The sequence below is a fragment of the Streptomyces abyssomicinicus genome, from assembly GCF_008974245.1.
In the GTDB taxonomy this organism is placed as follows: Bacteria; Actinomycetota; Actinomycetes; order Streptomycetales; family Streptomycetaceae; genus Streptomyces; species Streptomyces abyssomicinicus.
Window position 1 is genome coordinate 321095 of record NZ_BBZI01000010.1, and the last position, 14115, is coordinate 335209.

Sequence of the window (14115 nt, forward strand, 5' to 3'; positions counted from 1 at the left end):
GGCACGCTACCGCGCCCCGGCCCCACCCGCCGTCCGGCCCGGCCCCTCCCCGGCCGTGCCACGGCGCATGAACCCCGCATCCCGCACCCCATATCCCCGCACCCCATATCCCCGCACCCCATATCCCCGCATCCCGCATCCGGCGTGCCGCGTCCCCGCGTGCCGCACCGCTCCGCCTCCGGCCGTTGCGGCACGATGGCCCGGTCCGTTTCGCGCAGGGGGGCGAGAAGGAGCCGTCATGAGCAACACCTTCGTCAGTCCGTATCTGAACTTCGACGGAAACGCCCGCGAGGCGATGGAGTTCTACCGCACCGTCTTCGGCGGCAAGCTGGAACTCATGCGCTACGACGCCCTCGACATGGGCGCCGAGCTGAGCCCCGCCGACGCCGCCAAGATCATGCACGGCAGCCTGGAGTCGGAGTCCGGGCCCACCCTCATGGGCGCCGACGTCCCGCCGGGAACCGACTACCGGCCCGGCAGCGCCGTGACCGTCGCGCTCACCGGGGACGACGCCGGGACGCTCCGCGGCTGGTGGGAGAAGCTGTCGAGCGGCGGCACGGTCACCGTGCCGATGGACCGCCAGCCCTGGGGTGACGAGTTCGGGGCCTGCACGGACGCCTACGGCATCGACTGGCTGGTCGACATCTCCACCGACTGAGCCCGCCCGGCGACGCCACGAGCCCGGCCACGGGACCGGCGGCGCCCTTCACCCCTCCCGGGCGGCGGTCACAGACTCGTGAGCACATGGGGCGCCAGATTCTTGACCATCGTGTTGGTCCAGCGCATCTGCCGCAGCGTCCGCGGATGGCAGGAGGACACGAGCGCCACCAGCTCCCGCTCCCTGGCCGCCTGCGCCGCCCGGGCCAGCATCTCCCAGTGCAACGAGTTCTCCGCGGCCGCCAGGTGCAGTTCCCGCAGGTCGCGCAGGAGCAGCAGACCTGGTTCCGGGTGGTGCCCGACGGCCGCGGTGGCCTTCGACCGGAGCGTGGCGAGCAGGCCGCCGTCCCCGGAGCCGGCCGGCTCGTCCGGACGCAGTCCCCGAGCCGCTCCCGCGTCGGCCAGCCGGCGCACGTGGTCGCGGGACCAGCCGGCCAGGTCCAGGGCGACGTGGCGCACCTCGTGCTCGCAGCGGTGACGCTCCGCCACGGCCGTCAGCTGCCGGGCCAGGTCCTCCTCGCCCCGGTGCAGCACCCGCATCGCGATCCCGATCCCCTTCACCGTCCGCCTCCCCGCGCGTCCCGGCGGCCCTCGCTCGTCTGCCGCACATGCGCCGCCGGACCTCCGGCGGTCTCCGGCACGGCGTCCCGGTCCACCGGGGCCGAGGCCGCGGTGGTGGGCGCCGGGGAAGGACTCCCGTCACCCCGTTCGACCAGGGTCAGCGAGGCCGCGGCCATCTTGAACAGCGGCTGCTTGGACGCGGGATCCCAGTCGGTGACGGTGGCCTCGTTGGCCGCACGCGGTGGGGTCCGCCCGTCCGGGCCGTCCGGGGAGGCGGTGTCCCAGTAGCCGTAGTGGAACGGCACGAAGACGACCCCGGGCCGCATCCCGGTGATCCGCAGCCGCCCCCGCGTCGCGCCGCGGGGCGTGCGCACCTCGACCATGTCCCCCTCCCGCAGGTCCATCCGCTCCGCGTCGACGGCCGCCACCTCGACCCAGACGTCGGGGGCGGCCGCGTCCAGCTGAGGAGCCCGCGCGGTCTTGGTGCGGGTGTGGAAGTGGTAGACGGTGCGGCCGGTGGTGAGGTGGAACGGGTACGCGTCGTCCGGCTCCTCGTGCGTCGGAAGGTCCTTCGGCGCCCGAGCCGCCCCCGGTTCACCCGGTCCACCGCCCGGCCACGGACGCCGACCATCCGGCCGTCGCGGACCGCGATGTCCATGGCGTCCCCGTCGGAGTGCAGGATCGAGGCCGCCTGCACCCACCGGTCCACCGAGGCGGGCTCCACCCCGTCCTCCAGGCGGATGTCCACCCGTTCCGGCCACACGCCGTGCCGGTCGTAGGGAGTACGCCCTCCCCACGGAAGGGCGATCCGGTCCACCGTCTCGTCCACGCGGCTGTCTCCCGCCTCTCGACGACCGGTCACCGGTACCCCTCAGCACCGCCGCCAACCAGCCGGCGGCCGCCGTCACGAGGCCGCCGTCCCGAGGCCGCCGGTTGAAGCCAACGGGCCGAGGCCACCGGGCCGATGCCGCCGGTGCGGCCGCCCCGAACACCGCGTCGGATTTCCGCCGGACCCGGACCGCCTCCCGGCCGCACCCTGTCCGTATGACCGCGAGAACGACGCCCTCCTTCCGGGTCCACGCCCTCCCCGCCTCCGTGCTCGACCGCGCCCGCGACGGCGGTCCCGACGCGTGGGGGGCACCGCCCGAACGCCTCACCGCCGAGGGCGGCGAACCCCTGCGCTGCTGCCTCACCGACGCACGGCCCGGCGAGCCGCTGCTGCTCTTCGGCCACCGCCCGCCGCTGCCGCCCAGCCCCTACCGGGAGGCGGGCGCCGTCCTGGCCCACGCCGCGCCGTGCGCCGGACCGGCGCACGGCGACGGCTGTCCGCCCGCCTGGCGCGGCCGCCCCCAGGTGCTGCGCGCCTACGACGCCCGCGGCCGCATCCACGACGCCACCACCGTCCACGACGGCACGGACCCCGAAGCCGTGATCGCCGCACAGTTCGCCCACCCCGAGGTCGTCCAGATCCACAGCCGCAACATCGCCTGGGGCTGCTTCATGTTCCGCGTCACCCGCGAGTGACCGGCCGAGTTCGGGGAGAATGCGCCCCATGCCGCCCTCGACACCCATGCATGCCGGTCAACTCATGGTCAGCGAAGAGCAGATGGCCGCCCTGGTGGCGGCCCAGTTCCCCCGGTGGAGGGAACTGCCGGTCCGCGCCTGCCCCTCGGACGGCACCGAGAACGCCCTCTTCCGCATCGGCGACGACCTGGTCGCCAGGCTCCCCCTCCTCGGCGACGACCCGGACACCGCGCGCCGGGACGTCCGGCGGCAGATCGAGGCCGCGGCCAGGGTCGCCGAAGCCGCCCGCGTTCCCACCCCGAGGTTCGCCGCCCTCGGCGAACCCGGCCTCGGCTACCCGCTCCCGTGGAGCGTCCACCACTGGATCCCCGGCACCACCGCCACCGCCGCCGACGTCCGGGACTCCACGGTCTTCGCGAAGGACCTCGCCGCCTTCGTCCTGGACGTCCGCGCCCTCGACACCGAGGGCCGGGTCTTCCGGGGCAAGGGCCGCGGCGGACTCCTCGCCGGCCACGACGACGACGTCGCCTCGTGCCTGGAGCGGAGCCGGGACCTGATCGACACACAGGCCCTGGCCGACCTGTGGGCGCGCCTGCGCCGGACGCCCCGGACCGAGCCGGACCTCTGGACGCACGGAGACCTGATGCCCGGCAACCTCCTCACCGAGCGGGGCCGCCTCGCCGGTGTGATCGACGTCGGCCAGGCGGGCGTGGCCGACCCCGCCCAGGATCTCCAGCCCGCCTGGAACCTCTTCGGACCCGCCGCCCGGGAGGCGTTCCGCCTCGCCCTCGACGCCGACGACGACGCCTGGGACCGGGGGAAGGGCTGGGCCCTCGCCCAGGCCGTCGGCTGCCTCTGGTACTACCGGGAGACCAACCCGGTCATGTCGGACCTCGCCCGCTCGACCCTCCTCGCCCTCCTGGAGGACGAAGCGGCCCGAACGCCCGAACGTCAAGCCGCCCGGCCCGACCCTCACGCCGCCGGCCTGACGTTCCGCATCCGCCCGTAGGCGTACACACAGCCGGCCAGCGCCAGGTCGGAGAGGAGCATGAAGCCGATCGAGTACGAGTCCTTCGCGCTGTAGATGGCGCCCATCAGCAGCGGCGGCACGAACCCGCCGAGTCCGCCCATCGCGCCGACCACGCCGGTCACCGAGCCGACCTGCTGCTGCGGCGTCACCTGGGAGACCAGCGCGAAGACGCTGCCGCTGGTGGTGCCCAGTCCCGCGGCCATCACCAGGAGGCAGATCGTGCCCATGGGATAGAGGCGCGGGTCGAACGCCTGGAACACGGCGAACAGCGCCACCACGGCCAGCGCCCCGGCCGTCACCATCGCCGGGTGGATCCGGTCCGAGAGCCAGCCGCCGAACGGCCGGAAGATCACCGTCACCAGGGCGAATCCGGCCGCCTTGGTGCCCGCGTCCGTCGGGTCCAGCTCGTACCAGGTCTTCAGGTACGACGGCAGATAGACACCGAACGCCACCACGCCGCCGAACCCGATCGCGTACAGCGCCGACAGCTCCCAGGTGACCCGCAGCCGGGAGGCCTGGCCGAGCCGCGAGGCCAGCGAGGCCGTCGGCACCGTCCGGTCGGGCCGGTCGCGGATCAGGAAGAACGCCGCCACCGCGAAGACGGCGAGCGCCAGCGCCACCACCAGGAACGGCAGCGTCTCACCGTGCTTGGCGATCCGCGGCGTGAAGTACCCGGAGAGCGCCACACCGCCCATGCCCATGCCGAAGACGCCCAGCGCGAGCCCGCGCCGCGCCGGCGGGAACCACGAGTTGACCAGCGGAATGCCGATGGCGAACGTGGTACCGCCCAGGCCCAGCAGGAAACCCACCGCGATCATCGCGCCGAACGAGTTCCGTGCCGGGATCACCAGCAGCACCGGCAGAATCGTCAGGGCCGAGATCAGCGGGAACATCACCCTGGCCCCGTACCGGTCGGTCAGCGCGCCCACCGGGATCCGGCCCAGCGACCCGACGAGGACCGGAACGGCCACCAGGAACGACTGCTGGAAGGAGCTCAGCGACAACCGCTGCCCGAAATCCCCGGCCAGCGGCGAGATCAGGTTCCAGGCCCAGAAGGTGAGCGCGAAGCCGACCGTGGCCGTGACCAGGTTCCGGTACGCCGCGCCGGGAACCCGGTCGGCCTCCGCCGTCGTCGCCGCTCCCCGAGCGGATTCCTTCGATCGATTCACGTGTTCCACGCTAGGAACACACCCTGGGCCGCGCCCGGCGGACTACTCCGGACGGCGGCCGGACCCGTCTCTCAGCGGTCCTCGGGGTCGAGCCACCACAGTCCGAGTACCACCAGGAACGACAGCACCAGGAAGGCGGCGCACCACCAGGCGGTCGCCACCTGCCCGGACATCCAGGTGTCGACCACCACCGTCAGCGCCCACAGCTGACCGGCCAGCACGGTGAAGGCGAGCACCAGACGCGCCGACAGCTTCGACGCCCGCTCCGGCTCCTGCTCGGTGCCCGCACCCGGCCCGGGCCCGGTGTGCCGGATCCGCCCGTCGCCGTACCCACTGGTCGGCCGGATCTGCGGGTACCGTTCGTCCACCGGGCGGTTCAGCCACGGCCGGGAGCTGCCCGGCCGGTACCCCGCCCGGCCGAAACCGATCGACCGGCGCCTGGAAGCGTCCTCGCTCACCCGTCCCCACCTTCCTCCGGGCACCCCAACTGCCTCCGCAGATCGGGCTGCTGGAACTGCCGGCACAGCGCGTCGGTCACGTTCTCGCCCGACCGGGCCGTCGCGAACGCCCACACGCTGCCGTCCTCCTCCTCGGTCAGGTAGACCTTGGGGAGCGGCCGGGGCGGCGGCCCAGCCGTCACCTCGCCGGTACGGACGTCGAACACGCCCTCGTGACACGGGCAGTACAGCTCGCCCTCGTCGCCCCGGTCGGCCCGCCACATCACGCCGCAGGCGAGATGGGTGCACACCGCCGAGTAGCCCACCAGCGTGCCGTCGCCCAGCCGGACCGCCACCGCCCGGTCCTCGTCCTCCGGGTAGCGGAACGCCACCGACCGCCCGGGCTCGAGCCGGTCCGCGATGCGCACCCGGGGAGGCTGCGCGTTCCCGCTGTCCCCGTGCCGGTGCAGCACCCCCGCCGCCACCGCCACCCCGCCGGCCGCCAGACCGCCCGAGACCGTCGCCACCAGGCGCAGGCAGTCCCGACGGGTGGTCAGCGAGTGCGCCGTGATCCTGTCCCGCATCGACTCCTGCGCCGCGTCGTGCTCCCGCTCCGCGTACGCCCGCGAACCGGCGTCCGCGCCGGGGCTCCCGCCGGAGCCCCCGCCCGGCTCGGGGCCGGGCTCCCGCTGGGTCACGCTCATCGCACGTCCACCCCGTTCACCTCGACCACCGGAAGCCCGCCGGGCACCGGCCAGCGGGCCCGCTCGGCGGGAACCACCATGGCGACCCCGGTGCGCACGGTGCTCCGCCCGAAGGTGAACTCGTCCACCACCTGCACGCCCGGCCGCTCCTCCCGCAGTTCCTCCACCGTCCCGTAGAACAGGGCGCCCGTCGGGCAGACCGTCGCGCACATCGGCGCCAGACCGTACGAGGTGCGGTCGTAGCAGAGGTTGCACTTGAACTGCAGCTTCGCCGTCACATCGATCTTGGGCACGCCGAACGGGCAGGCGTTGACACAGTTCGCGCAGCCGATGCACCGGGTGGTGTCGGCCTCCTGGACCACACCGTCGGCCGTCACCAGGATCGCGTCGGCCGGACAGACCTCCGCGCACGGCGCCACCGGGTCCTCGCAGTGCATGCAGACCGTGGGCAGCGCGGCCACCGACTGCCCCTCCTGCGGGTAGTCCAGATGGATCAGGGACTTGCCGCGGTGCGAGTCGCACTCGCGGCAGGCCGAGACGCAGGCCTGACAGCCGATGCAGCGCCCCGGATCGATGAAGATGGTGCGGCCCATCATGACGGACGTCAGCTCCTCTCTGCGGTTCCGCGACCCTGAGACGCGGACGGCGGCAACGGGTCGGACAGTGCGGCCTGGACCTCCTCGTAGTGGGCCCGGCCGGGCGGGACCGGCGGAGCCGGCACCTCGTCGACGTGCTCCGCGAGCTCCAGCCTGGCCGCGGCCACCTTGTACTCGGGGATCCGCGACCGGGGATCGAGCGCGTCCACGGTGAGCACGTTGGCCGCCGTGGGCGCGGGCCAGTGGTAGGGAACGAACACCGTGTCCGGCCGGATCGCCTCGGTCACCAGCGCCGGGAGGACCACGCTGCCGCGCCGGGTCACCACCCGCACCGGATCGCCGTTGCGGAAGCCCTGAGAGGGATGGATCTCCACCCACGGCCGCGGTGTCTGCTCCACCAGGCCGCCCAGCCGGCGTGTCTGGGTGCCCGACAGGAAGTGCGCCACCGTGCGGCCGGTTGTCAGCGTCAGCGGGTAGTCGGCGGTGTAGACATCGGCGGGGGGATGCCACTCCACGGTCTGGAGGTGCATCTTGCCGTCGGGGTGGTAGGTGCGCAGGTCCTCGAAGAGCCGGGGCGTGCCGGGATGGTCGGTCGACGGGCACGGCCAGCAGATGCCGCCGGTCTCCTCCAGCCGCTCGTAGGTGATGCCCGAGTAGTCGACCAGCGCCCCCGCCGTCGCCACCCGCAGCTCCTCGAAGACGTCCCGCGACCCGCCGAAGGCGAACTTGTCCCCGGCGCCCAGCCGCCGTGCCAGCTCGCACAGCACCCAGGTGTCGGTGCGCACCCCCGGCGGCGGGTCCTGCGCCTTGTTGTGCTTGACGACCCGGGCCTCGGCGTTCGCCGTCACCCCCTCGTCCTCGGCCCAGACGGTCACCGGCAGCACCACATGGGCGTTGGCGGCCGTCTCGGAGAGGAAGAAGTCCAGCTGGACGTGGAACTCCAGCCGGTTGTAACCGTCCTTGACCGCACGGTGGTTGGGGAGCGAGACGAGCGGGTTGTTGCACACGCCCAGCAGCCCGCGGATCTCCCCGCGCTGCATCTGCCAGACCATCTCCATCATCGACGTGCCCACACCCGGCAGTTCGGCCTCGTCGATGCCCCAGATCTCGCAGATCTGCCGGCGGTGCTCCGGGTTCTTCAGGTCCCGGCCGCCCGGCAGCATGTCGGACTTCTGGCCGTGCTCCCGGCCGCCCTGGCCGTTGCCCTGCCCGGTCAGCGTGCCGTATCCGGCGCCCGGCCGGCCCACGTTGCCGGTGGCCACGATCAGGTTGACCACGCTCAGGCAGTTCTCCACGCCCTGCGTCTGGTGCTCGATGCCCCGGGCGTGGCAGGCCATAGCGTTCCCGGCGCCGGCGAACATGCGCGCCACCTCGTACACCTGGGACTCGGGGATCCCGCAGATCTCCGCCGCCCGCGACGGCGGGTACTCGCGCACGCACCGCACCACGTCGTCCCAGCCGGTGGCGTGCGCGGCGACGAACTCCTCGTCGACCAGCCCCTCCTCGATCACCACGTGGAGCACCGCGTTGAAGAACGCGGAATCGGTGCCCGGACGCAGCGCCACGTGGATGTCCGCCGTCCGGGCGATGGCCGTCTCCCGCGGATCCACGATGATCAGCTTCGCCCCGCGGTCCCGTCCGCCCCACACGTACTGGGTCAGGACCGGGAAGCACTCGCCGATGTTGCCGCCCGCCACCAGCAGGCAGTCCGTCACCAGCATGTCCGAGAACGGGTTGCCGGCCCGGTCGACGCCGAAGACCGCCTTGTTGGCGGCGGCCGCCGACACCATGCAGAGCCGGCCGTTGTAGTCCAGGTGCCGGGTCCTCAGCGCCACCCGGGCGAACTTCCCGACCAGGTACGTCTTCTCCGTGAACAGACTCGCCCCGCCCAGCATCCCGAAGGCGTCCCGGCCGTGGCTCTCCTGGATCCGCCGCATCTCGGCCGCGGTGAAGTCCAGGGCCTCGTCCCAGCTCACCTCGCGGAACGGCTCGTCGCGGGAGCCGCGGATCAGCGGCGCGGTCAGCCGCTCCGGATGGTTGATCTGCTGGTAGGCGTTGACGCCCTTCGGGCACAGCCGCATCCGGTTGATGTCGTGGTTGCGGGGCTCCATGCCGAACACCTTGCCCGCCTCGTTGACGCGCAGGTACATGCCGCACTGCACCCCGCAGAAACAGCAGTGGGTGGGGACCAGCGTCTCGCCCCGCTGGTCCGCGTGCCAGCGGTCGGCGGGGATGCCGCCCGCGTCGCGGAACGACTGCGCCCCCGGCGGCGCCTGCGTGGGGTCGAGCGGAATGGTCGGCCGGTTCACTTGTAGCCCTTCTTGACGTTCTCGAGATAGGCGGACCCCCGCAGCACCCGCTTGCACCGGGGGCAGTACTCGGCCCACTCGTCGAAGTCGAGCCGCAGGTCGCGCATGGTGCCGCGGAGGTTCTCCACATAGGCGTCGGTGTCCACCGTGACGCCGCACCGGCGGCAGGCGAAGACCTTCTCGTCCTGCCGGGCCGTGTACTTGAACAACTGCATCCCCACGGCCGCGGGGCGCTGGGCGATGTGGAAGAACTTGCCGAACGGCAGGTAGATCAGGGTGAACACCACCGAGATCATGTGCAGCACCATCAGGAACTCGTAGCCCTGGCCGTGCAGGAAGATCGCGGAGAAGGTGAGCAGCAGTCCCGTCACCGAGATCACCACCAGGGCGATCAGGGGGAGCAGGTCGTACGCGAACCGCTGTCCCGTCATCGCCCCCCGGTCGCGCATCCGCCGCCACAGGAAGTACGAGGCCCCCGCGATCACCAGGACGGCGGCGATGTCCAGGCCGTGGAAGAGCAGCCAGCCGAAGAAGCTCAGCGAGTCGAAGGTCAGCAGCTTCACGCCCCACATCCGCCACTCGTACTGCGGACCGGGGCCGGTGGGGGAGGTGAAGGTGAACCAGCCCCAGGTCAGCGGGAAGGTGATCACCGCGGCCAGCAGGCAGCCCCAGAAGATCAGCTGGTGGGCGGCCCACCGGCCGTGCGAGCGCGCGCCCAGGAACTTCTGGAAGCCCAGATAGGTGGCGATCATGCGGGGCACCGCGGTGGGCGCGCGGCGGAAGTTCTCCGCCGAGAAGAAGGACCGCCAGCCCTGCTTGAACAGGCGGCGCGCGGCGGGTGCGGACACCCACACCGTGTACCGGTGGACCAGCCCGAAGACGAGGAAGACCGAGGCGGCCGCGTAGGGCAGCAGCGCCGAGTCGAAGTCGCGCAGCAGTCTGCTGCCGAACACGATGGCGAGGATCAGCACGACGGCGGCCACGGCGCCCGCCAGGGTCGCCCGGCCTGTCACCGAGAGGCGGTCGAGCCGTCGCGCGGGTCCGGGCTCGACGGGCGGAGTGTGGGGGTTGGACTCGCTCACACGGGCACACTAGGAGAGAGCGGGTCACAACTGCCCCTTTTGTTCCCTCGGGCGGGCATGTCTCACTCCACCGGTCCCCCGGCCGGCGTCCCATTGCCGGCCCCCACGACAGAACAGGCAGCCGAACCCACGTGACCACCGACAGCCGGCACCAGAACAACCGGACGGACCGCACGGACCGGATGGATCTCCGGTACACCCCGACCGCACGCGACTTCCGCGAGGCGCACCGCGCCCACGCCCGCTCCACCCGGGCGGGCCGCCGCCGGCTCGCCGTCACCCTCGTGCTGACCGTCGCGGTGATGGCGGTGGGCATCCGCGGCGGTTCGGTCACCGTGCTGTCCCTGCTGATGGGCGCCGCCTACCTGTTCTTCGCCCTGGTCTTCCTGCCCCGTGCGCAGGCCGGCCGGGCCGCCGCCAGGGCCGCGGAGGGCGGGGGACAGCGGGTCCGCATCGACGAGGCCGGTGTGCGCGTCACCGCGGGCGGCGAGCAGCGCCGGTTCGCGTGGCCGGAGATCGCCCGCCATCTCGAGACGCCCCGGCTGTTCCTCCTGATCGGCGCGGACCGGGACCAGCCGTGCCTGGCGGTGCTGCCCAAGGAGGGCTCGGGGGACCGGCTGCGGGCCCTGCTGGAGACCCGGGCGAACCCCACCCGGCCGAACTGACCGGAACTCCGGCGGTGGTCGCTAGGCCCGTGTGAGGCTTCGGGCATGGACGCAATCGATCAGGCCCCGGACGGCGGCATACCCGACGCCGGCAAGCCGCACTCCGCACGCGTATGGAACTACCTGCTCGGCGGAGAGGACAACACCCCCGCCGACCGGGCCGCCGGCCGGGCCGTCCTCGAGCACTTCCCCGACTTCGCGGCCGTGGCCCGGCACCAGCGCCTCTTCCTGCGCCGCGCCGTACGGTTCCTCGCCGAGGAGGCCGGCCTCCGCCAGTTCCTCGACATCGGCACCGGGCTGCCCACCGCCGACAACACCCACCAGGTCGCCCAGCGCGTCGCCCCCGACAGCCGGATCGTCTACGTCGACCACGACCCGCTGGTCCTGCTGCACGCCGAAAGGCTCCTCACCTCGACGCCCGAGGGGAGCTGCGCCTATCTCGACGCGGACGTCCGCGACCCCGAGGACATCCTCGCCCGGGCCGCCGAGACCCTGGACCTCACCCGCCCGGTGGGCCTGATGCTCTTCGGTGTCATGGGGCAGATCCCCGACGAGGACGACCCCTGGTCGCTCGTCCGCACCCTGGCCGGGGCGCTGCCCGCGGGCAGCCACCTCGCCCTCACCGACGGCACCGACACCGGCGACGCCCTCAACGAGGCCGTCGCCGCCTACAACGGCCGGTCCGTCCACACCTACCACCTGCGGTCCCCGGAACGGATCGCCGCCTTCTTCGACGGGTTCGACCTCGTCCCCCCGGGCCTGGTCCGCTCCGCCGAATGGCGCCCCGACGACGCGGTGCCGGCGGCGCCCGCCCACGCCCTCGCCGCGGTGGCACGGCTGCGGTGACCCACGCCCGACCGTTTCCGGACACCGCTTCCGGACTCGTCCTGCGGCCCTGGCGGACCACGGACGCCGCAGCCCTGGCAGCGGCGCACCGGGACGACGCCATGCGCCGGTGGCTGACCGAGCCGCTCGACGACGAGGCCGGGGCGCGCCGGTGGATCGGAGAACAGCGGACGGCGGCCCGGCGCGGTGAGCGCTTCTCCTTCGCCGTCCTGGAGGAGACGGGCCTGCTCGCCGGACAGGTGGTCCTGCGGCTGCCGCGGCCGGGCGCGTCCGTCGCCGAGGTCGGCTACTGGACGGCCGCCCCCGCGCGCGGGCGCCAGATCGCCCCCCGGGCCCTGGAGGCCCTCACCGGCTGGGCGTTCACCGCCTTCGCCGGCCTGACCGCCCTGGAACTCACTCATCAGGAGTCCAACCAGGCCTCCTGCCGGGTCGCCGAGCGATGCCGTTACCCTCTCGACCGCGTCCTGGCGCCGTGGCCCCCGCGGTACCCCGGGCCCGGCCACGTCCACGTCCGCCACCGCGACGGCCGACCCGCGCGGCCCGTGCCGCGCAGCCCCCGCCATCAGGAAGGGATCCCCGCCATGCCGTACTTCAAGACCTCCGACGACGTCGAGATCCACTACCAGCTCTGGGAGCAGGACTCCCCGCAGCCGCTGGTCCTCCTGCAGCACGGCTTCATCGCCGACGCCGACAGCAACTGGGTGGCTCCCGGCGTCGTCCGGCTCCTCACCGAGACCGGCCGCCGGGTGCTCGCCCTCGACGCCCGCGGACACGGCCGCAGCGGGAAGCCGCACGACCCCGCGCGCTACGGCGAGGCCCGCATGGCCGAGGACCTGCGGGAACTGATGGACCTCCTCGGCGAGGACGCCTACGACCTCGTCGGCTACTCCATGGGCGCCGTGGTCAGCCTGCTCACGGCCGCCCGGGACACCCGCATCCGCCGGCTCGCGGTCGGCGGCGTCGGAGCCGCCGTCGTCGAACTCGGGGGCGTCGACAGCCGCGTCATCGGCGGACCCGCCCTGGTGCACGCCCTGACCGCCGACGACCCGTCCACCGTCACCGACCCCGCCGCGGCCGGCTTCCGCGCCTACGCCGACGCCGTCGGCGCCGACCGCCTCGCCCTCGCGGCCCACGCCCGGGTCGTCCACCAGGAGCCGATCCCGCTCGCGGAGATCACCGCGCCCACGCTGCTCCTCGCCGGGGAGGACGACCCGCTCGCCGCCCGGCCCGAGGTACTCGCCGGAGCACTCCCCGCGGCCACGCTGAGGACCGTGCCCGGGGACCATTCCAGCGCGGTAGCCGCCCCCGCCTTCGCGAGGGAGCTGGCCGGGTTCCTCGACGCCCGCTGACCCGCGGCGCGTGGCGCGGACCGGGCGGGGCGCGCCACGCGCGGAGCGGACCGCGTCACGCCGCCCCGGCGTCCCCCGCCGCCCGCAACTGCTCCAGGACCAGCGGGTCGATCGCCCCGGTCACCAGCCGCTCCTCGAGGTTGGCGATGCCGGCCCACTCGGCCAGCGCCACGTCGAGTTCCACCCCGCGGTGCCCCAGCGCGGCCAGCCGGCCGGCCACCTCCTCGGCCAGCCCGCCCGCCAAGGGCAGCAGGGTCCGCGGGTCGGGCCTGCCGAAGTACAGGTCGTGCAGGTCCAGCAGCCGGCCCAGCTCCACCGAGGGGTCGGGGTGGTCGTCCACCCGCAGGTCCACCAGCACGTCGCTGCCCCCGCCGTATCCGCCGCCCGGCGACACCACCAGCAGCGCCGCGCTCTGCCGGCCCCGGCTGTCGCCGCCCGCGCGGTCGCCGGCCAGCAGCGCCGCGTGCAGCCGCCGGGCCAGCGGAAGGTCCCGGTCGCTCCCCAGCCAGGCCCCCTCCATCGCCCGCACCACCTCGGGTCCGGTCAGGATGTTGCCCTGGATCGCGTAGCCCGGCCCGGAGACACCACCCGCCCACGTCATGCAGGCGCGGCCGGTCCAGGTCGCCGAGCCGCCGTCCCGGTCGACGATCCCGGCCTGCCGGTCGTCGGGCCGCTCGTCGCCCGCGAGCAGCGCGTCCAGGGTCTGGCGGGCGGAGCGCCCCTCGCCCAACAGGCGTATGCCGTCCGCCCGGTAGGCGAGGTTGGCCAGGGCCTGGGTGGCCAGCGCGCCCACCCCGGCCCCGGCCGCCGGGACGGCCGCTCCCACGGCGAGGAACTTCGACGCGACGGCGACCCCGAAGCAGGTCCCGTCCGCACTGCGGGCGGCGATCGAGAAAGTCATGGCCGGACCCTAGCGCTCGCTCCGACGCCCCCGTCCGCGGCCCTCGCGCGGCAAGGTACCCTCGTCCAGCCAGTCGAACTCCACGTGGTGGGGTCAGGGAACCCGGTGAGAGTCCGGGACTGACGCGCAGCGGTGAGGGTGACGGTCGGGCAGGCGCACGCGCGACGAGCGCAGCGCAGCCACTGGAGCGACGCTCCGGGAAGGCGCCCGTACCGGAGGAACCCGAGTCCGAAGACCTGCTGGCGCTGGCGGTGACGGGCCGCCAGGTCGACCGCGGGCCCCGCG

General features: G+C 73.6%; 14 protein-coding genes, 1 pseudogene and 1 riboswitch. Of the genes and pseudogenes, 6 read left to right on the top strand and 9 right to left on the bottom strand.

The genetic code is table 11. The annotated features are described in order from the left end of the window. Positions 1-238: 238 nt before the first annotated feature. Complete coding sequence (locus tag GBN72_RS24625; RefSeq protein ID WP_151774075.1) at positions 239-658, top strand: VOC family protein; 420 nt, start codon at positions 239-241, stop codon at positions 656-658. A gap of 68 nt (positions 659-726) precedes the next feature. Here the strand turns inward: GBN72_RS24625 and GBN72_RS24630 are convergent, their stop codons facing one another. Both GBN72_RS24630 and GBN72_RS35495 read right to left on the bottom strand, forming a co-directional pair. Then, entirely contained in the window at positions 727-1218 is a 492-nt protein-coding gene (locus GBN72_RS24630; RefSeq protein WP_151774076.1) for a hypothetical protein, read from the bottom strand. Beyond that, positions 1215-1799: pseudogene (locus GBN72_RS35495) on the bottom strand (molybdopterin dinucleotide binding domain-containing protein); the annotation flags it as partial. The pseudogene GBN72_RS35495 and the gene GBN72_RS24630, both read right to left, overlap by 4 nt. A gap of 463 nt (positions 1800-2262) precedes the next feature. Between GBN72_RS35495 and GBN72_RS24640 the strand changes: the two are divergent. Both GBN72_RS24640 and GBN72_RS24645 read left to right on the top strand, forming a co-directional pair. Then, on the top strand, positions 2263-2742 hold the full coding sequence (locus GBN72_RS24640) for a DUF1203 domain-containing protein (protein WP_151774078.1): 480 nt from the start codon (positions 2263-2265) through the stop codon (positions 2740-2742). Between the two features lie 64 nt (positions 2743-2806). Next, a complete protein-coding gene (locus GBN72_RS24645) occupies positions 2807-3751 on the top strand; it encodes a phosphotransferase (RefSeq protein ID WP_246212841.1) in 945 nt (314 codons plus the stop codon). Here GBN72_RS24645 and GBN72_RS24650 read toward each other — a convergent pair. The 6 genes from GBN72_RS24650 to GBN72_RS24675 all read right to left on the bottom strand — a co-directional run bounded on the left by GBN72_RS24650 (position 3715) and on the right by GBN72_RS24675 (position 10000). Then, positions 3715-4860: an MFS transporter gene (locus tag GBN72_RS24650; protein WP_246212884.1), complete on the bottom strand. Its 1146-nt coding sequence runs from the start codon at positions 4858-4860 to the stop codon at positions 3715-3717. The genes GBN72_RS24645 and GBN72_RS24650 overlap by 37 nt on opposite strands. Positions 4861-5012: 152 nt before the next feature. Beyond that, on the bottom strand, positions 5013-5399 hold the full coding sequence (locus GBN72_RS24655) for a hypothetical protein (RefSeq protein WP_246212843.1): 387 nt from the start codon (positions 5397-5399) through the stop codon (positions 5013-5015). After that, positions 5396-6082: a QcrA and Rieske domain-containing protein gene (locus GBN72_RS24660; protein ID WP_151774080.1), complete on the bottom strand. Its 687-nt coding sequence runs from the start codon at positions 6080-6082 to the stop codon at positions 5396-5398. The genes GBN72_RS24655 and GBN72_RS24660 overlap by 4 nt, the downstream gene beginning before the upstream one ends. Then, complete coding sequence (locus tag GBN72_RS24665) at positions 6079-6678, bottom strand: 4Fe-4S dicluster domain-containing protein (RefSeq protein ID WP_151774081.1); 600 nt, start codon at positions 6676-6678, stop codon at positions 6079-6081. The genes GBN72_RS24660 and GBN72_RS24665 overlap by 4 nt, the downstream gene beginning before the upstream one ends. 8 nt (positions 6679-6686) lie before the next feature. Then, complete coding sequence (locus GBN72_RS24670; RefSeq protein WP_151774082.1) at positions 6687-8987, bottom strand: molybdopterin oxidoreductase family protein; 2301 nt, start codon at positions 8985-8987, stop codon at positions 6687-6689. Then, a complete protein-coding gene (locus tag GBN72_RS24675; protein WP_151774207.1) occupies positions 8984-10000 on the bottom strand; it encodes an MFS transporter in 1017 nt (338 codons plus the stop codon). Before GBN72_RS24675 ends, GBN72_RS24670 begins: the two co-directional genes overlap by 4 nt. Positions 10001-10200: 200 nt before the next feature. Here GBN72_RS24675 and GBN72_RS24680 point away from each other — a divergent pair, with 200 nt between their 5' ends. The 3 genes from GBN72_RS24680 to GBN72_RS36090 are packed head-to-tail and all read left to right on the top strand — an operon-like array spanning position 10201 to position 12929. Beyond that, positions 10201-10734, top strand: a complete 534-nt coding sequence (locus tag GBN72_RS24680) for a YcxB family protein (protein ID WP_151774083.1) — start codon at positions 10201-10203, stop codon at positions 10732-10734. A gap of 45 nt (positions 10735-10779) precedes the next feature. Next, positions 10780-11580, top strand: coding sequence for an SAM-dependent methyltransferase (locus GBN72_RS24685; RefSeq protein ID WP_151774084.1), 801 nt, complete (start codon positions 10780-10782; stop codon positions 11578-11580). Continuing rightward, on the top strand, positions 11577-12929 hold the full coding sequence (locus tag GBN72_RS36090; protein ID WP_369695904.1) for a GNAT family N-acetyltransferase: 1353 nt from the start codon (positions 11577-11579) through the stop codon (positions 12927-12929). The genes GBN72_RS24685 and GBN72_RS36090 overlap by 4 nt, the downstream gene beginning before the upstream one ends. A gap of 55 nt (positions 12930-12984) precedes the next feature. Here the strand turns inward: GBN72_RS36090 and GBN72_RS24700 are convergent, their stop codons facing one another. Then, a complete protein-coding gene (locus GBN72_RS24700) occupies positions 12985-13830 on the bottom strand; it encodes a DUF1028 domain-containing protein (protein ID WP_151774085.1) in 846 nt (281 codons plus the stop codon). A gap of 54 nt (positions 13831-13884) precedes the next feature. Continuing rightward, positions 13885-14088, top strand: a riboswitch (cobalamin riboswitch). Positions 14089-14115: the final 27 nt, after the last annotated feature.

Excerpts from the sequence above, each read along its gene's own strand:
- GBN72_RS24625 (WP_151774075.1), top strand. The coding sequence starts at position 239 with ATGAGCAACACCTTCGTCAGTCCGTATCTGAACTTCGACGGAAACGCC.
- GBN72_RS24640 (WP_151774078.1), top strand. The coding sequence starts at position 2,263 with ATGACCGCGAGAACGACGCCCTCCTTCCGGGTCCACGCCCTCCCCGCC.
- GBN72_RS24645 (WP_246212841.1), top strand. The coding sequence starts at position 2,807 with ATGGTCAGCGAAGAGCAGATGGCCGCCCTGGTGGCGGCCCAGTTCCCC.
- GBN72_RS24660 (WP_151774080.1), bottom strand. The coding sequence starts at position 6,082 with ATGAGCGTGACCCAGCGGGAGCCCGGCCCCGAGCCGGGCGGGGGCTCC.
- GBN72_RS24665 (WP_151774081.1), bottom strand. The coding sequence starts at position 6,678 with ATGATGGGCCGCACCATCTTCATCGATCCGGGGCGCTGCATCGGCTGT.
- GBN72_RS24685 (WP_151774084.1), top strand. The coding sequence starts at position 10,780 with ATGGACGCAATCGATCAGGCCCCGGACGGCGGCATACCCGACGCCGGC.
- GBN72_RS24700 (WP_151774085.1), bottom strand. The coding sequence starts at position 13,830 with ATGACTTTCTCGATCGCCGCCCGCAGTGCGGACGGGACCTGCTTCGGG.